Source organism: Sphingobium boeckii (genome assembly GCF_014199215.1).
GTDB classification, from domain to species: Bacteria; Pseudomonadota; Alphaproteobacteria; order Sphingomonadales; family Sphingomonadaceae; genus Sphingobium_A; species Sphingobium_A boeckii.
In genome coordinates this window covers 1-16675 of sequence record NZ_JACIJC010000003.1, presented here as the reverse complement: position 1 = coordinate 16675, position 16675 = coordinate 1, and the positions used below count along the sequence as shown (strand labels likewise).

The following is a 16675-nucleotide window of genomic DNA, read 5'->3' as shown; positions in this document are numbered from 1 at the left end:
TTGATGACCGATCTCATTAACGCAGCGTCAAATGAAGAATTTGATAGTCAAAAAGCAGATGGCGGAAGGTCAATTCCTATTCTGCTGGAATATTGGAATGCGCTGAAGCGGCATATTTGGCTTGTTGTTGCGATTATTGCTATCATTACGATAGCGGGATTGGTCATTACTTTGTTGATGACGCCGCAATACACGGCCACGTCGCGCATCGAAATTGCGCGGGAGCAGGCCAATGTAACGAACGTGGAAGGGCTGCAGCGGGATAAAAGTGGTGCGCCGGATCAGGAGTTTTACCTCACGCAATATTCGCTTCTCAATGCGCGGTCACTTGCGCATCGCGTGGAGCGCAAATTGCGTCTGGCACGGAAACTGGAGTTTTTTGCGGCGCATGGCGAGACGCCAGAAGGCGAAGGCATGCTTTCTGCGTCCAAATCAGGCCCGGTTTCGGCCGGAGAAATGCGCGAACGCGAGCGGCAGGCAGTTGAGCTGCTCCTCGATCATATCGTCATTTCTCCTTTGCGTGGCTCGGCGCTCGTAGACGTCAATTACACGAGCGCTTCGCCGGAACTGTCTCTCCAGATCGCCAATGCGTGGGTGAGCGAATTTATTCAGCAAAGCATGGATCGCCGATTGTCTTCGACGGCCGACGCGCGCGTCTATCTCGAATCCCGATTGCAAGGCCTACGCGATCGTCTCGAGCAGTCGGAACGGGATCTTGTGAATTATGCGGCGCGGCAGGGGATCGTGCGCCTGTCCGAAACACAAAGCGCCGATGGTCGAACGCGGACGACGCAAACGCTTGCATCAAGCGATCTTGAGCAACTCAACCGGCTGTTGGTGCAGGCAACGTCAGCGCGAACCGACGCGGAGTCGCGGCTAGACGCCGCGCGGGCGCCGGGAAGCACGCAATTGGCGCTCGCCAATCAGTCTCTGAACCTGCTTCGGCAGCGCCGGGCTGAGGCCAATGCGGAATATCAGGAGCTTCTGGTGCAGTTCGAGCCCCAATATCCGTCGGTGCGGGCAAGCCAGCAGAAAGTTGCAGCGCTGGATCGGGCCATTACCGTGGAGGAGGGCCGTATCCGCAATGCCTATTCAAGTGAGTATGATGCGGCCCGACAGAATGAGGACACGCTTCGCGCGCGCGTGGATAAGTTGTTGGGCCGCCTCGATACTGAAAACCGGTCAAGCATTCAGTATAATATCTATCAGCGCGAGGTGGACACCAATCGCCAGCTCTATGATGGCCTTTTGCAGCGCTATAAGGAAATTGGTGTTGCTGGCGTAGGCACCAACAATATTTCAACAGTCGATGATGCCTTCTCTCCCGACAAACCATCTTCGCCACGGCTCATATTGAACATGGGCCTCGCTCTTTTGCTTGGCATGGCCTTGGCCGGTCTCGCCATCGTGATTCTTGAGAATCTCGATGAAAGCGTGCGCGAACCTCATCAGATTGCAGAGCGGCTAAACGTCGCTCTGCTAGGGGCTGTGCCGGCTGTAGACGATGAGACGCTCGCGGAAATCGACGATCCCAAATCGATCATGTCCGAAGCCTATATGACGGTCCGAACGAATCTCAGCTTCTCGACCAATCATGGTGTTCCCAAGACAATGGCGCTGACAAGCACCTCGCCGTCGGAGGGGAAATCGACCTCGGCCTATTCGCTGGCCCGTGTGCTCGGTCGAACTTCCGGATCAGTCGTGCTGGTCGATGTCGATATGCGACGCCCCGTGGTCGCGAGCCGTCTTGGATTGGACAATAGCAAAGGTGTTTCGAATTATCTGGCCGGCGATGACAATTGGGAATCGCTTATCCAGGCTATCAGTGGTTCAAATGTAAGCTTTGTGGCGGCCGGGCCTACGCCGCCAAGTGCTTCGGAACTGCTCAGCGGTGACCGGCTGGAGTTGTTGGTACAAAAACTCTCCGGGAAATTTGATCACGTCATTCTTGATAGCCCGCCCATGCTCGGCCTGTCCGATGCCGCTTTGATAGCCAATGCTGTTGAAGGCGTGATTTATGTGATCGAAGCCGATCGTACCGCAGTCAGAGCATCGCAGGCTGCGATTTCGAGATTGCGTGAATCACGCGCGCATATCCTTGGTGCACTGCTCACGAAATATCGGGCCAAGCAGTCGGGCTATGGCTATGGCTATGGGTACGGCTATGGCTATGGCAAGGACCATGTCGTGCAAAAGGCGTCCTAAGGCGGTGCGGGAGGCTATTGCGCCATGAATGGTCAAGGTAGATTGACCCCGTCGTTATTCGCGGGGCTCGTGGCGGGACTTTTCCTGGCTGTGCTTGCCTTTTCACAAGCAGCAGCATCGATCGGGCTGCCGATTGACGGCTTCAGGCCGCTGGGCGGCAGCTTCTTTTCGTGGCGCGGCGGGCAGACCAGCATGGCGCTTAAGCTGGTAGGCAAAGGCACGCGGGTTAATTCCAGGGCCGTCTCGATCATGGGGCGCACCGTGCTGACCCATGCACCGCTGAACCCCAGGTCGCTCTGGCTGGTCGGCACGAGCATGGAAATTCAGGGCAAGACCGGCGACGCCCGTCGTGCGATGCAGCAGGCCGAACGCATCTCCCGTCGAGATTCCGCGGTGCAAATGTGGCTGGGTTCCGATAATCTTCGCCGCGGAGACATAGTAGGCGGACTGCGTCATTTTGATTTGATGATCAGGGCGAATGGCGAGGCTGCAGACCTCGTCATTCCGCGCATGGCACTCATAATCCCATTGGCTGAAGGGCGGCGGCATCTCGCGCCCTATATTCGCGATGATAACCCTTGGATGCTGCGCCTTTTTCAGACCGCGATCACCCAATTGCCGCGCGCGGCTCCCATTGCCGAGCTTCTGGTGGAGCGCCGGAAGAATGCACCGAATGTTGGTGATATCCGATCGGTTTATGGGCCTCTCATGGCCCGGCTGGTCAATGAGGGATCTTACGCCATAGCGCTGCGGCTCTACCCCTTGCTGCCGGACGCCGATTCCGCAAGCCTTCGGAATGTAAGCGGCGCTATCAACGGCAAGATCGATGAAGGCTATCCACCCTTCGTCTGGAACTTCCCGAACGATAATGCACAGGGTGCGGAATTCGTCAGCCTGGAAAATGGCGAAACCGGCCTGGATGTATTTGGCGCGCCTGGTACCATCGGCATTGCCGCAACAAAGATCGTTGCTGCGCGGGCGGGCGATACCCTTTACTGGCAAATCGCCGACAGAATGGGCAATTTGGAAAGCAGCGCGAATTGGATCGCGACTTGTCTGGCGGGAAAATCGGTCGGCAGAGCAACAAGATCCTCCAACATGCTGGACTCGTCCACGCCGCAAAAGCGCATTCTGAAAATAATGCTGCCGGTGGATTGTGGTTTGGTGCGCCTCGACATGCGTGTTGCCGGTGGGATCGGCCGCGATCCCGTGAATTTGGTGATTGGGTCAATGAAGCTCGCGCCTGGATCGAAGGCACAGTGATTGCATGTTGAAACGTGGATTTGATCTGATTGTTTCGATGGTTGCTCTTGTTTTGCTTTTGCCGCTGATCGTGGCTCTCGGCTTGGCTGTGCGTTTGCTTCTGGGGTCACCTGTCCTGTTTCGCCAGCAGCGCCCAGGCCTTCGTGACAAGCCTTTCCATATAATGAAATTTCGGACCATGACTGATCAGCGGACTGCCGATGGCGCGCTGTTGCCCGATGCGGAGCGCTTGCCTCTGTTTGGCCGCTGGTTGCGTTCGACAAGCCTTGATGAGCTCCCGGAGCTTTGGAATGTTTTTCGCGGTGACATGAGCCTGGTCGGGCCGCGTCCGCTTCATATGAGCTATCTGGAGCGATACTCGCCGTTCCAAGCCCGCCGCCATGAAATCAGGCCGGGGCTTACGGGGTGGGCCCAAGTCAATGGTCGAAATTCGATCAGCTGGGACGAGAAATTTGCTCTGGATGTCTGGTATGTCGATAATCGTAATATGGTTCTCGATCTCAAGATCTTGATGATGACCTTTTGGAAAATAATAAACCGAGAGGGTATCAGCGGTGACGGCGAAGCTACTATGCAGGAGTTCATGGGCTCCATTACGTGCATTGAAGCGGATTCGAAATTGCACCGTCAGGATCGTTCATGATTATGCCTACGATCCCCGAGAGAGATTGACATTTCGAAGCAATAATATTGTGACTGAAGCATGAATTTTCAGAATAACAATCGGAATTTTCTGGAATACAGCAACCTTCATGGCCGCCTTGTCACCTCTGAAAGTGAGCCGATTTCTTTAATAGTTTGTGTTCATGGCGGAGGATGCAATGGTCGGTATTTTGATCTACCCTCTTTTTCATTTGTCAACGAGGCTGTAGCGACTGGCCATGCGGTGCTAATTGTCGATCGGCCGGGCCATGGGGTGTCGCCCGCAATCGATGCTGCCGCGCCGATACGAAGTGCAGCAGCCCTCTTGTCGGGTCTGGCCAAAAGGGCTGGAAAGGCGCTGGGAAATGCGGACTTACCGGTTTCCGTATTCGGGCATTCCATTGGCGGGGCTGTCGCCATGCACTGGGCGGCGGAGCCACACTCAACGCTGAAATGCGTGGTGACGTCGGGAATCGGTGCTCGTCCGTCGATCACGGCAATGGCGTGGCATGGCTGCTTGAATGCTGAAAATGACATCGTGCTGCCGCGCGCCTTTTTCTTCGGACCCGATGGGAGTTTTGACTGGCGTGCTCCGATTGCTCTTCGGAGATCAGCAGAGCCGTGGCGCAGGCAGGACGTGGATGAAGTGCTGTTGCAATGGCCCGAGCAATATTCGTCTGTAGCAGCGCGCATTTCCTGCCCGACGTTGAGCATTCTCAGCGAACATGAACGTATATGGGAAACAGACGATGCTACTTTGGAGTTCATGCGCGGAAGTTTGGCGAACGTGCATTCAATTGTGGAAATTGCGGCTGGTGGCGGGCATTTGCATGAAGTACACAGGAATTGGTCCGTGCACGCCAAGCGGGTTATCAATTTTATAGAAGGACATATCTGATGGGTTGGCGCCGGACCTTTGCACGCAGCGATGTTGATTGATGACAACGAACGTGCAAAATGCAGTGTCTGGGGTGGTGAATGCGCATATCGCTGCCATCGCTACGCATGTGCCGGAAGCAGTGCTGGACAATGCGACCCTCGCTGCGCTGTATCCCGAATGGCCAGCTGAAAAGATATTTGACAAGACTGGGATCGCGACCCGCCATATTGCCGGGCCAGCCGAAACCGCTCTGGATTTGGGGGTTGCAGCGTCGGAAAAATTGTTCACGCAGGCAGCGATAAGTCGGGACGACATCGACTTTCTGATTTTCTGCACCCAGGCGCCCGATTACGTTCTTCCAACGTCCGCGTGCGTCATGCAGGACAGGTTGAAGCTAAACAACGGTATTGGCGCGCTCGACATCAATTTGGGCTGTTCAGGTTTCGTATATGGCTTGTCACTGGCAGCCGGGCTGATCGCGGCAGGTTTGGCATCTGCAGTCTTGCTGGTGACGGCGGACACATATTCGAAATATATACACTTGCAGGACAAGAGCGTGCGCACCCTGTTCGGCGATGGCGCTGCGGCTACCTTGATCAGACGGAATGACGCTGGCGACACCGGGAGCATTGGTCCGTTCGAATTTGGTACCGATGGCGGTGGTGCTCATCAGTTGATCGTCGAAGGTGGCGGATTTCGGACGCCACGCAGTGCGGAGACAGCAACGGAGACGATCGACAAAAGTGGTAATGTACGGTCGCGCGATCATTTGTATATGAATGGCGGGGCGGTGCTCAACTTCACGCTCAAGCGGGTGCCGGAAGTGGTTGCGCGCCTCACAGGCAAAATGAACCTCCAGCTTGAGGCGTTCGACAAGGTCATCCTGCATCAAGCCAATAAGTTCCTGCTGGATTCGCTCCAAAAGAAACTTGGACTTGGCGATGACGCGATGCCGCGTCGTTATGCCGATATCGGGAACACTGTTTCGTCGTCGATACCATTCGTTTTGGAGGATATTGCGGAACAAAGGCGTTTTCCGCCAGGGCGCCATATGTTAGTTGGTTTCGGGGTTGGCCTTTCTTGGGCGGCATGTTCAGTAAGTTTTTAAAAACAAGGAGTTATTATGTCTGAGTTCCGTAGCGGGCTGGCTGAAATTTTGGAAGTGGACGCCAGCGAGCTCGAAGATGGTTTCGAACTCGGCGAATTATGGGATTCGCTTGCGGTTGTTTCTACTCTGGCACTCATAGACGAAGTACATGATGTTTCCGTCGGCGCCGAAGATCTCGCTGAATGCAAGACTGTAGGCGATATTCGGAAATTGATCGACGCGGCGGTGGCGTGATCGTCGAGGGTCTTTTGAAAAGCGGGCAGGCAGCCAATGTGCATTCTGCTGCGATAGTTGGATTGACCGCGTGCGTGCCACCACGCATCGTTGGTAACGACTATTTTGTCGGCCAGTTTGGCGAAGGCGTTGCCGATGTCACCAAGATGACTGGTGTGCGTACCCGCCATTGGGTCGACGAAAAGACGACGACTGCTGACTTGTGTGTTGCGGCCGGCGAAAAACTGCTGGTTGACCTTGGCTGGGAACCTGGCTCGGTCGATGCTTTGATTTTCATTTCCCAGACTCCCGATTATCGCCTTCCGGCGACGGCTGCGGTTATGCAACCTCGACTGAACCTTCGCCCGGGCATTATTGCGTTCGATGTTAATTTAGGCTGTTCCGCCTATCCCTATGGCCTGTGGTTGGCGATGAGCATCGTTCAAACGGGCGCAGCAAGGCGTGTTTTGCTGGCAGTCGGCGATACAAGCAGCCGCGTGGTGGACCCTACGGACCGGGCGACTGCCATGTTGTTTGGCGACGCAGGCACGGTGACCGCCATTGAATATGACGAGAATGCCGCACCAGCCCATTTCGTACTCGGAACTGATGGACGCGGCGCCAATAATCTGATCATTCCATGCGGTGCTTCGCGCCAGAAAACACATGACAAAACGCCGAATGATCAAACCAAATTGTTCATGGACGGGGGTGAGATATTTACATTTACTCTGAAAGCCGTGCCCACATTGGTTTCGGAAACCATGCAGATTGCGGATAGATCGGCTGAAGATTATGATTATTTCCTGTTTCACCAGGCGAATACCTTCATGATCAATCATCTGGCTAAAAAAGCCAAATTGCCTAGTGAAAAGGTTCCGATCAATATCGATGCGTTCGGCAACACAAGCAGCGCTACCATTCCCTTGTTGATGTGTGACAAGCTGAAAGAGGCTCTTTCAGTTCGCACGGTCCGGGTCGGCATGTTCGGTTTCGGTGTCGGTTATTCATGGGGCGGTGCCTCGATCGACGTGGGCGCTCTGAAATCGGTTGATCTCATAACATTATGATTTTTGCGTCGGAAAGCCTGACTGGCAAGCATATCGTTGTTACCGGGGCATCTTCTGGCTTGGGGCAGGCAGCGGCAAATTATATGGCCGCGCTTGGTGCAAATCTCTCGCTCATCGGACGAGACCAAGCACGGCTGGACGAGACTGAGACCATGCTGGCAGGAAGCGGATCCCACGCGACCTATGCCGCAGATGTCGGTGATTTTACTCAGGCGGATGCACTTGTGCAGAAACTGGTTCTCGAAAGAGGGGCGGTGGACGGTCTCTTTCATTCGGCCGGCACCAGCCTGGTGATGCCCATGCGATTGACCAAGAAGTCCCAGGTTGACGATCTTTTTGGCGCCGCAGTGATGGGTGCGCTGGGGATGGCCAAGGCGCTTTCTCGCAAGAATGCGATGAATGACGGCGGATCTCTGGTCTTTATGTCGTCGGTATCGGCGGTGCGAGGGCGCCGGGGGATGGTCGCCTATTCCGCAGCAAAAGCTGCGACCAGCGGTTTGGTTCGTGCTCTCGCGATCGAACTCGCCGAACGGAAAATACGGGTCAATTCGATCACTGCAGGCGCGGTAGAGACAGCCATGCATCGCAATTTTGTTGAAAGCGTGAGCGAAGAACTCGTCGACGGCTATCGAAGCCTGCATCCACTCGGATTTGGGCAGCCCGAGGATGTTGGAGGCGCGGTGGCTTTCCTGTTGAGCGATGCGTCACGCTGGATCACCGGAATCGACTTGCCGGTGGATGGCGGTTACGCAGCAAAGTGAAATAACGCGCCTGACCGGCGTCAGCGACAGGATTGTCGAACTGTGATTCCGATTTCCAACTATCTCGATCCCGCTTGTCTGCTGAAAGAAATGCCGTCCCTTTTTCAAAAAGGATGGCAATTTGTCTCGATGACAGACGAGTTGGCGAACGATCAGGATTTCGTGACTCTGGATCTGCCGGGAACGGCCGTGGTTGTGCAGAATTTTGCCGGCGCGCTGCGTGCGTTTCGCAACGTATGCCCACATCGACTAAATCTCGTTCAAACCGAAGAGCGGGGTAACCGCCCGCTCATCTGTCGCTATCATGGCTGGGCGTTTGATAGCGGCGGACGCCCGAAAACCTTGCCTCCACGACAAGAGTTTCCTTCAGGCGGCGATGATGAGCGCTTGTGCCTGCAGCGCTTTCACGTTGAGATCTGCGGGCGCTTCGTTTTCGTTTCCATGGAGGAATCGCCGCCTTCTCTGACGGAATTTCTGGGTGAATTCGCACTTGTTCTCGATCAGTTAAGCCGGGTGATCGGTCCTCTGACGAATCAGGGCACGATTGCTCACGCATGCAATTGGAAGCTGTTGGTCGAGAATGTGCTCGAATGTTATCATTGCGGCTTCGTCCATCCCGAGACCTTTGTAAAAGGATTGGGAATTGGAAAGAAGGCCATCGCCGATGTCCGAATTGCACTCGGACATAGCTCGTCCCATTTTCCGAAATCTCCCACGGCGCGCGATGCGCTGAAGGCCCGGGCGGTGGCGCATCTCATCGATCGGGAATATGTGCATGAGTCTTTCTTCCATGTGCATATTTTTCCGAACCTGTTCATCTCGTCGAGCGAGGGCGCTGCGTTTTATGTGGGGCACGCCGTCCCGATATCTGCGGGCGAGACAAATTTGCGGACACGTTTTTTTGCGCCAAAAATCGACCTTGATGATCGTGCCCAGGCGCGCCAGGATCTGATCAACCGGCAGGCAGTTACCCTGGGGAAACAGGTGATCGGCGAGGACAAAACCATATTGGAAAACGTGCAGCGAGGTATGGGTGCCGCAAATCGTCTGCCCGTTCTGGGCGCAGACGAAATCAGGATCAAGGCCTTTGCATCAGCCTATGAGGCCGCGATGAACGGATGATCACTTGTCCGAAGATGGCATTTTGAGCGACTTGGCTGGCGCGGCGAAAAGCGTCAAACCCGCACTGACATTGCGCTGAACGACGACGTTTGCGCCTATGCGCGCGTCATCGCCCACCTTCACACCCGGCATCACGCGAGCGCCGGACCCGATGAAAACGCCTTCTCCGACGGTCGCATGTCCCATGATGTCCACATGTGAACTGACAATCGAAAACGCTCCCAGACGCGCGTCATGACCGAGGCCCGAAAAGCTGAGAAGCGTTGAAAAAGAAGCCATATGCGTATTCGCGGTGTTCATGGCCAGCGGGCATATGATGACACCTTCATCATGCTGGCAGTTTGATCCGATAATTGCGCTTGGATGGATCAATTTGGCAAAGCGGGCGCCTCGCGAGCGAAGAAGGTCAACGATCTGGCGTTTGGTGCGGGGCGCGCCGACAGCGATGAGCAATTCGTCGCCAGCTTGGGGCGAATAGTCAGCGACGCTGCCAATGCGTTGGAGGCGCCCGCCCAATGCTCCTCGCTCGACATCATCCAGATATCCGCTAAGCGGCGGCAGGGTGCCGGCAGCGTGACAGTCCGCTGCCCAGGCCATGACCTCATGGCCAAAGCCGCCGCCGCCAACCACCATCAATCGGTTCATGACGCAGCAGCTGCCATCACTTCGCCAATCGCAACGACATGGCGCCTGATCTCTTCGTCGGTGATCGTCGGATGCGTCAGAAACATCAGGCTGGTTTCACCGAGTTCGCGCGCGACGGGCAGGCGCTCTTTTGGTCGCCACGGTGTGCCATCGAACGCTTTTTCCAGATAGATTTCCGAGCAGCTGCCCTGCATTACCGGCACGCCGCGCGTATTGCATTCGGCGATGATCCTGTCGCGCGACCAGCCGGCTTTTAGTCCGTCCGGCCTGACATAGCCATATTGACGATAATAAGCGTGTGTCATCCCATCTGCCGGCACGGGTACTCGAACGGCGTGGGAGAAGGGGGCCAGCGCTGATGCCAGCGCCTGCGCAACTATGGTCCGGCGTGCATTCCATTCAACCATTCGGGTCAGTTGGATCCGGCCGATTGCGGCCTGAACTTCCAGCATTCGCCAATTCGTTCCGAAGCTCTCATGGACCCAGCGGAAGCCAGGAGCATGTTCGCGATTATAGACCGCGTCGAAGCTTTTGCCATGGTCCTTGAACGACCACATCGTCGACCAGAGTGCCTCATCGTCGGTTGTGACCATCCCGCCTTCGCCGCCGGTGGTCATGATCTTGTCCTGACAGAAGGACCAGGCCCCAACATGACCGATGCTGCCGACGCTCTGTCCCCCGATCTTCGCGCCATGCGCCTGCGCGCAATCTTCTATCACCCATATGTCGCGTTGGGCGGCCAGCGCCATGATGCCGTCCATGTCACACGGCCAGCCGGCAAGATGAACCGGGATGATTGCCCTTGTACGATCTGTCATGACGGCGGTGATGGTGGACGGCGTTATATTGCCGCTATCAAGGTCAACGTCGGCGAAGACGGGTGTCGCCCCCGCATTGATGACGGCCGATGCGGAGGCAATAAAACTTCGGGGCGTCACGATCACTTCGTTGCCCGGACCGATGTCCATCGCCTTCAGCGCCAGATCGAGCGCGAGCGTTCCATTGGTGACCGCGATGGCTTGTGCGCTGCCGGTCCAGGCTGCGAATTCGCGCTCGAACGCGCGGCCTTCCTGCCCGGTCCAATAATTGACCTTGTTGGATGTGATCACGGCTGCAACGGCGGTGGCTTCTTCTTCTGTGAAGCTGGGCCACGGGGCGGGGGGGGCGTTCTGCATAGTGGCAGCGATATCCATAGGGGGCAGTCATTTCTAGTGCGAAATGCCTGGAATAGGTTCAATTATATGGTGGACTTTTTGATTTAAGAAATTAAGCCGCAACATCCGTGCGCGCTTCGGTGCTCACGCCCCGCTGATTGCTTGAGTATCAACGATGCCGAATGTTCAGGGGATGTATTGGTTAAGTGGTTTACTTGTAATCACTCCTCTGTCTCAAGCGATTGCTTTTTTGATAGAAACATCGTCGTGGCTTGTCCGTGCCCAATCGTCATCGACGGATGTCGGATTATATGTGGGTCGATCAAATATTTATCTTTATTCCGCTCGAATGTTTACGCTAATTTTTACTGCATCTCTCGCGTTTTGCGTGGAGATTGGCTATCCTGTCCAAATAATTTTTCAAATAATATATTCAACATTTTTTTTATCTGCGTTGTTTCATATAGTTTTTATATATAGATCTATAAGGTCTATAGCAATGAAGGTTATCTCGGGCGCTTTGATGCTTCCAAGCCGTAGGGAAGTTGGAAATTCTTTAAATATATCGAATTTCTCGGACAAGCTATTTTTTATGACATTGTTCACATCTGTCATTTTTAGTATTTCTCTGGCGGCTCCGATATTGGGCGCGCTTATTGTTCCCGATTTCCGACTTTCGATATCTTATATAGGGCAAATCATCAATTTTTTCGGGACAATCGTCATATTGCTCTTCGTGGATCAAATATTGTTCAAGGCGATCGATCTTCAGAAAATCAATGACGTAATCATGTCATATGTTGCGGGACGAGCAGTCGGATTTTTGCTGGTGGGCATCGGTTTTTTCTGCGTCAGATATAATTTATGATGTGCTGCAATGTTATTGTTCTTTTTCGTCCTGATGACGAGACATTGGATTTCATCCGTTGTTATGCGTCTTTGGCGAATCCGGTCGTTGTGGTTTGGAATGAATTCTCCCGTGATAATGGTCGAATATTGAGTGGTGTGTGCGGATTAACCGTTTGCGCGATTCCGACTAACATCGGTTTGGCTGCAGCGCTCAATATCGGGATAGAGAAGGCCTTTGATAGCGGTGCCGAGAGGGTCCTGTTGCTGGATCAAGATAGTCGACCGACGCCGGAAATGCTGGGAAGGCTCTCTTCGGTTTTTGATGCTGCGGTTTTACAGGGGGTGAATGTGGCTCTGGCTGGTCCGACCCTTCGGGATCGCAAGGCTCACGGAGTGGTAAACAGAGTCAAAGATAGAAATAAAGCATTCGAAATTGTTCCGCGCCTAAGTACATCGGGGAGCTTGATCGATCGCGAGGCATTTGAAAAAGTACGGGGCATGTGGGCTGATTTGTTCATTGACTGCATCGATCATGAATGGTGCTACAGGGCCCAGAGCATGGGATTTTCCATTGTGCAGGCCGTTGACGTCGACATGAATCACGATATGGGCGATTCTGGGATAAATTTTTTAGGTCATTATAAGCCTATCCACCGTTCTCCGGTGCGGCATTATTATATCACAAGAAATGTAATATGGATGGCCCGGCAAGCCTACGTTCCTAAAATGTTTACGGTAATGGAACTTCTGAAGCTCTTATATAGAATTCCGGTTTATTTTATTGTAAGCTCGTCAAAATCTAAGACGGCTGTGGGAATTGTTAACGGTATTCGTGACGGATTGTTTGCTCTTCCTGCGAAGAGGCGGTTGGATGTTTGAAATGGAAAAATTGAACGCCCGACGATCTTTTTTTGATCGTAATTTGATTGATGTTAATAAAATTTATCTTTTGACTGCTGCGACAGTTTTGTTTGTTTGTCTAAATTTAATTAAGAGTCAGCGGGATTTTTCAGATACGGATACATATCTCTTCTATATTGACTCGATTTATTTTTTTCGAACCTCGGATTGGTGGCGATTTGAATCCTTATCCAAGGCACTGATGATCGTATTTCGAGATCTGACTGCGGACTCCGAAAAGGCTGTTTATTTTTTAAGATATCTTTTAATTTATGCTTTTCCGTTTTCTATTTATTATGTTTACCGAAAATCCTCGTGGAGGGCCTTGGCAATAGCGATGGCACTTTATGGGCCGCTCCTTGGGCTCATTACGATCCGGGCTACGCCTGCCTATATATTGGCTGCCATTGCTGCAATATCAGCGATCGAGGGCAGGTGGCGCTCTATTCCTATACTTCTGGCTGGGTTCCTGTTTCATGTTTCGACTGCGCTGGCGGTGCCCGCCATTTTAGTTACGTTGGCATTCAAGAAATTTGGACTGGTTAATATCAAGTCACGCTACATATTTGCGACGTTCTTCATTTTGACATCGCTTTATGCAGTTTTAGGTAGTCTTGGAATTCAATCAGCTGTCGATTTTATAGGATCATTTTCCTATTTATCAAAATATACTGTCTATATACCAGAAGCAAATTCTGCCAATGTTGCTGAGGAAAGTGGAAGTGTTGTTATACACTATGTTTTCATGGGAGCAACGGTCGGTTTGGGGTTGTTTTTGATATATATGGCAAATGAAAATCAGGGTGTAGATAAGATTTTTATAGCAATTTCATTATTTTTATATGTAATTCTATTTTTATTGTCGAGTCCTGTGGTTTCGTTAAGATATTCCCCTTTCTTTGTTATTCCGGCGCTCGCTAGGATTGATTTTTCATTTAAAGGTGGATGGTCGTATTTTACTGGATTTCTAATATTTATATTAAGTTTGATCGTATTTTCTATAAATGTAAATTTGGCAATTCTGTAATTGGCAGCGTTTAGGAATGGCGACCCTTTGAATTCTCTTGCCCAAAATGCCCATGCGGGGCCTTTGCCGTCAGTGGGCGTGATTCTGGCGACTTATAACGGCGAGAAATTCATCGAAGATCAAATAAATAGCATTATATCTCAACGTGATATATCTGTATTTTTGTATGTTCGGGATGACCGGTCGAGCGATATCACGCTCAACATTATACGGGCGTTTGCCGCAGCTCATCCGGGAAAGATCATTTTGCTTGATAATGCGAAAGATCGTTTTGGTGCTGCTTGCGAAAATTTTCTGAGCATCCTTTTGGATGTACCGCATCACAAGCATGACTATTTCGCCTTTGCCGACCAAGACGACATCTGGCTGCCCTACAAACTGAAGCGGGCAGTTCAGATGCTGCGCGAAAATGAAGCGTCTGGATATGCGTCGAACTTGATCGCTTTTTCGGAGGCACGCGGAGAGGCGTGGGTCATCGACAAAGCTGGCCGCCAGCGCGCTTATGATCACCTTTTCCAATCGGCCTCCGCAGGCTGCACCTATGTGCTTGATCGGCGCGCAGCCGGATTGATCGCCGAAAAAATCGAGCGGCTCGACGGCCATGACTGGAAAGGTATGTCCCACGATTGGCTGTGTTATGCGATTTGCCGCTCGCACGGCCTTCGATGGGTCATCGACGAGCGTCCAGGCATCAGATACCGGCAGCACGATCAAAACCTCTTCGGCGCGATGCCGGGCGTGGGGGGGATGATCAAACGGCTCTCGCTGATGCGCGAGGGTTGGTATCGGTCAGTCCTGCTTCGCAACCGGGCGTTTTTGAACCCTGAGAACAGGCAGGAGCAGGCGATCTTGGACAGGGTCGCAAGGCTGAGTGTGACTGATCGACTCTGGCTGGCAAGCCGGGTGGGCAAACTGAGGCGTGAGTTCAAATCCCGCCTGGCGTTGGCGTTGGCGTTCTTGCTGGGCCTGATTTGAGTCTATCAAAGTGCCCGGTCACTGATCCACCTCATGCCGGTGCTTCGCTGAGGTGCTCGAAGCGCGATAGCTCAAGGATCCGAAAAAGGGCGCTGATTCTACCTTGAAACACGGTGTTTCACTGGCGAAGATCAAGGATAAAGATAGCCTCGTGACATAGTAGTTACATCTCCCGTCTCCGCACTAGCCCTGCTAGGCCCGACATAAACTAATGCCAAATCGAAGCCAGGATCGGACGATGCCTTACCCTCGACGTAGTTTTTTAGCTCTTTCGCAGGCCGCGCTGCTGCCCCTGATAGCCGGTGAAGCGCAGGCGGCTCCGACGGGAAAGGGGCGACCGCTATCGATGCTTTCGTTTGATAGTTTCAACGAACTAAGAATGTTTGCCCCGAAAAATGCCGAAACGCGGGTTATGGCGGTGGTCCTTGGCGCAAAGGTTCCCTTCGATGGCGGCGGCGGGACTTTTCTGTTCGACAGCCAATCATCTGACGCAGATGACGGTGTGTCCATAATCGGGTGGGCGAAGCCGGATCAGGGGCGCTGGCGTCGATTTGGGGAGCCGACATTTGCGGATCGGGCCGAGCGCCTTGACGCGCGGTGGTTCGGAGCGAAAGGGGATATTCGGTCAGACGATACGAAAGCGATCCGCGACCTGATCAAAGCGTCGGGCGTATATGACGGTGTTCATGGCAAGGCCGGCTTTGTCCAAAGCGGACTGTACAGGTTGACCGGTTCGCTCACGCCGCAGAGCTTTTCCCGCCTGCACGGCGATGGAGTCACTGAGTCGGTACTCTATAATTTCGAGCACAAGCTCCCGGATATTCCCGTATTTTTCACATCAGAACCTTTGATTTTTGCATCATTCGAAAATTTCGGAATGATGTCTCAGCGCGCGGGCTTCGACATCGGTGGAGAAACCGACCACAATAGTTTCATCAATGTCGGTGCCTATGAGATGGCCGACGCGGTGTTTCGGTTTCGCGGCCCGCTGCAGACATCGCTGTTCGACCGGATCCTGTGCGACACCTCGACCTATGGGATCGTGTGTGAGCACCCAGTTGTCAATCGCAACACCTTTCGCGAACCCGAATTCAAGAATCTCCTTAATTCTGCAATGAAGCTTGCGGGTGCTGAGGATGTACTCGTGATCGGTGGTCGTTTCGAGGGCGGGGGATATTTGGGCAAGGCAATTCTGGATTTGTCGAATGTCCGCCTGATGACCTTCCTCGGTGGCTATTTCGAAGGGAGCCACGAATATATTCTCAAGGCGCGCAACACGATCGGCCTAATCGCATTCGAATCCGTCCACTTTACTTTTTTTCGGCCCGGAATTCCATATAAATGGGATGTCGATCCCCGAACCCCGCTTGTGTTCCGCAATTGTCATTCAACCATTCCCATGACGGTTCCGCGCGGCAGCGTACTGGAAGGGATCAACCACAATCTCAGCGTTGCAACCCGTTGAAGCATCGCCGGGAGCCGGACGTGGGCTCCGACTGGATTGTAATCTTGATTGGAAAAATGGTGAACCCTGCTGGGTTCGAACCAGCGACCTACTGATTAAAAGTTCGGTGCCTCGCTCTTCCAGTAATGTGTTGATTGCCGCTGAGAAGTGACCCGGGGAAGCCAGTAATTTCCACTGAGAAGTGACCCATGTTTGAACCCGTCCCTGGCTTTGATGAGCGGGGGACCATGGAGTGTTGAACATGGCATTATTGAGCGTCATCCGGCGCTGGCATTACCGGGATCATCTATCGATCCGGGAGATTGCGAAGCGCACTGGACTATCCCGCAACACCGTTCGTAAATATCTGCGATCGGACACGGTCGAGCCTCGGTTCAAGGTGCCGGAAAGGCCGAG

General features: G+C 53.3%; 17 protein-coding genes. 14 read left to right on the top strand and 3 right to left on the bottom strand.

Features of this window, described 5'->3' with window-relative positions; all coding sequences use genetic code 11:
• The first annotated feature begins 3 nt into the window (after positions 1 to 3).
• Positions 4 to 2205, top strand: coding sequence for a GumC family protein (locus FHS49_RS08695; protein WP_184017517.1), 2202 nt, complete (start codon positions 4 to 6; stop codon positions 2203 to 2205).
• Between the two features lie 32 nt (positions 2206 to 2237).
• Here FHS49_RS08695 and FHS49_RS08690 read toward each other — a convergent pair whose 3' ends face one another.
• Positions 2238 to 2456 (bottom strand): hypothetical protein, encoded by a 219-nt coding sequence (locus FHS49_RS08690; protein WP_184017515.1) that lies wholly within the window; start codon positions 2454 to 2456, stop codon positions 2238 to 2240.
• Here FHS49_RS08690 and FHS49_RS08685 point away from each other — a divergent pair.
• From FHS49_RS08685 to FHS49_RS08650, 8 genes are read left to right on the top strand one after another with little or no spacing between them, the layout of a single operon-like run.
• Positions 2455 to 3468: a hypothetical protein gene (locus FHS49_RS08685; protein WP_184017513.1), complete on the top strand. Its 1014-nt coding sequence runs from the start codon at positions 2455 to 2457 to the stop codon at positions 3466 to 3468. The genes FHS49_RS08690 and FHS49_RS08685 overlap by 2 nt on opposite strands.
• A gap of 4 nt (positions 3469 to 3472) precedes the next feature.
• The gene (locus FHS49_RS08680) at positions 3473 to 4111 is read left to right on the top strand and encodes a sugar transferase (protein ID WP_184017511.1); all 639 of its coding nucleotides are present in this window, start codon (positions 3473 to 3475) and stop codon (positions 4109 to 4111) included.
• A gap of 60 nt (positions 4112 to 4171) precedes the next feature.
• The gene (locus FHS49_RS08675) at positions 4172 to 5008 is read left to right on the top strand and encodes an alpha/beta fold hydrolase (RefSeq protein WP_184017509.1); all 837 of its coding nucleotides are present in this window, start codon (positions 4172 to 4174) and stop codon (positions 5006 to 5008) included.
• Between the two features lie 40 nt (positions 5009 to 5048).
• A complete protein-coding gene (locus FHS49_RS08670) occupies positions 5049 to 6098 on the top strand; it encodes a 3-oxoacyl-ACP synthase III family protein (protein ID WP_184017507.1) in 1050 nt (349 codons plus the stop codon).
• Between the two features lie 15 nt (positions 6099 to 6113).
• Positions 6114 to 6332: an acyl carrier protein gene (locus FHS49_RS08665; RefSeq protein ID WP_184017506.1), complete on the top strand. Its 219-nt coding sequence runs from the start codon at positions 6114 to 6116 to the stop codon at positions 6330 to 6332.
• Positions 6329 to 7381 carry a 3-oxoacyl-[acyl-carrier-protein] synthase III C-terminal domain-containing protein gene (locus FHS49_RS19630; RefSeq protein WP_221240452.1) on the top strand — a complete coding sequence of 351 codons (1053 nt, stop codon included), beginning with the start codon at positions 6329 to 6331 and terminating at the stop codon, positions 7379 to 7381. Before FHS49_RS08665 ends, FHS49_RS19630 begins: the two co-directional genes overlap by 4 nt.
• A complete protein-coding gene (locus FHS49_RS08655; protein ID WP_184017502.1) occupies positions 7378 to 8142 on the top strand; it encodes an SDR family NAD(P)-dependent oxidoreductase in 765 nt (254 codons plus the stop codon). Before FHS49_RS19630 ends, FHS49_RS08655 begins: the two co-directional genes overlap by 4 nt.
• Positions 8143 to 8184: 42 nt before the next feature.
• Positions 8185 to 9264 (top strand): SRPBCC family protein, encoded by a 1080-nt coding sequence (locus FHS49_RS08650; protein WP_184017500.1) that lies wholly within the window; start codon positions 8185 to 8187, stop codon positions 9262 to 9264.
• Here the strand turns inward: FHS49_RS08650 and FHS49_RS08645 are convergent, their stop codons facing one another.
• Both FHS49_RS08645 and FHS49_RS08640 read right to left on the bottom strand, forming a co-directional pair.
• Entirely contained in the window at positions 9265 to 9909 is a 645-nt protein-coding gene (locus FHS49_RS08645) for a DapH/DapD/GlmU-related protein (protein ID WP_184017498.1), read from the bottom strand.
• Positions 9906 to 11102 carry a DegT/DnrJ/EryC1/StrS family aminotransferase gene (locus FHS49_RS08640; protein ID WP_246350521.1) on the bottom strand — a complete coding sequence of 399 codons (1197 nt, stop codon included), beginning with the start codon at positions 11100 to 11102 and terminating at the stop codon, positions 9906 to 9908. Before FHS49_RS08640 ends, FHS49_RS08645 begins: the two co-directional genes overlap by 4 nt.
• Before the next feature lie 873 nt (positions 11103 to 11975).
• Here FHS49_RS08640 and FHS49_RS08630 point away from each other — a divergent pair.
• From FHS49_RS08630 to FHS49_RS08610, 5 genes are all read left to right on the top strand, one after another.
• Entirely contained in the window at positions 11976 to 12791 is an 816-nt protein-coding gene (locus FHS49_RS08630; RefSeq protein ID WP_184017494.1) for a glycosyltransferase, read from the top strand.
• A 1-nt stretch (position 12792) separates the two neighbouring features.
• Positions 12793 to 13839 (top strand): EpsG family protein, encoded by a 1047-nt coding sequence (locus tag FHS49_RS08625; RefSeq protein WP_184017492.1) that lies wholly within the window; start codon positions 12793 to 12795, stop codon positions 13837 to 13839.
• 72 nt (positions 13840 to 13911) lie between these two features.
• Entirely contained in the window at positions 13912 to 14814 is a 903-nt protein-coding gene (locus tag FHS49_RS08620; protein ID WP_184017490.1) for a glycosyltransferase, read from the top strand.
• A gap of 238 nt (positions 14815 to 15052) precedes the next feature.
• Positions 15053 to 16279 carry a hypothetical protein gene (locus tag FHS49_RS08615; protein WP_184017488.1) on the top strand — a complete coding sequence of 409 codons (1227 nt, stop codon included), beginning with the start codon at positions 15053 to 15055 and terminating at the stop codon, positions 16277 to 16279.
• 241 nt (positions 16280 to 16520) lie between these two features.
• The coding region (locus FHS49_RS08610; RefSeq protein ID WP_184017486.1) for a sigma factor-like helix-turn-helix DNA-binding protein at positions 16521 to 16675 on the top strand (155 nt) is incomplete at its 3' end.

Coding starts and splice junctions, on each gene's coding strand:
- FHS49_RS08695 (WP_184017517.1), top strand. CDS start 4: ATGACCGATCTCATTAACGCAGCGTCAAATGAAGAATTTGATAGTCAA.
- FHS49_RS08625 (WP_184017492.1), top strand. CDS start 12,793: ATGGAAAAATTGAACGCCCGACGATCTTTTTTTGATCGTAATTTGATT.
- FHS49_RS08615 (WP_184017488.1), top strand. CDS start 15,053: ATGCCTTACCCTCGACGTAGTTTTTTAGCTCTTTCGCAGGCCGCGCTG.
- FHS49_RS08640 (WP_246350521.1), bottom strand. CDS start 11,102: ATGGATATCGCTGCCACTATGCAGAACGCCCCCCCCGCCCCGTGGCCC.
- FHS49_RS08670 (WP_184017507.1), top strand. CDS start 5,049: ATGACAACGAACGTGCAAAATGCAGTGTCTGGGGTGGTGAATGCGCAT.
- FHS49_RS08675 (WP_184017509.1), top strand. CDS start 4,172: ATGAATTTTCAGAATAACAATCGGAATTTTCTGGAATACAGCAACCTT.
- FHS49_RS08690 (WP_184017515.1), bottom strand. CDS start 2,456: ATGATCGAGACGGCCCTGGAATTAACCCGCGTGCCTTTGCCTACCAGC.
- FHS49_RS08665 (WP_184017506.1), top strand. CDS start 6,114: ATGTCTGAGTTCCGTAGCGGGCTGGCTGAAATTTTGGAAGTGGACGCC.
- FHS49_RS08680 (WP_184017511.1), top strand. CDS start 3,473: ATGTTGAAACGTGGATTTGATCTGATTGTTTCGATGGTTGCTCTTGTT.
- FHS49_RS08645 (WP_184017498.1), bottom strand. CDS start 9,909: ATGAACCGATTGATGGTGGTTGGCGGCGGCGGCTTTGGCCATGAGGTC.
- FHS49_RS08655 (WP_184017502.1), top strand. CDS start 7,378: ATGATTTTTGCGTCGGAAAGCCTGACTGGCAAGCATATCGTTGTTACC.
- FHS49_RS08685 (WP_184017513.1), top strand. CDS start 2,455: ATGGGGCGCACCGTGCTGACCCATGCACCGCTGAACCCCAGGTCGCTC.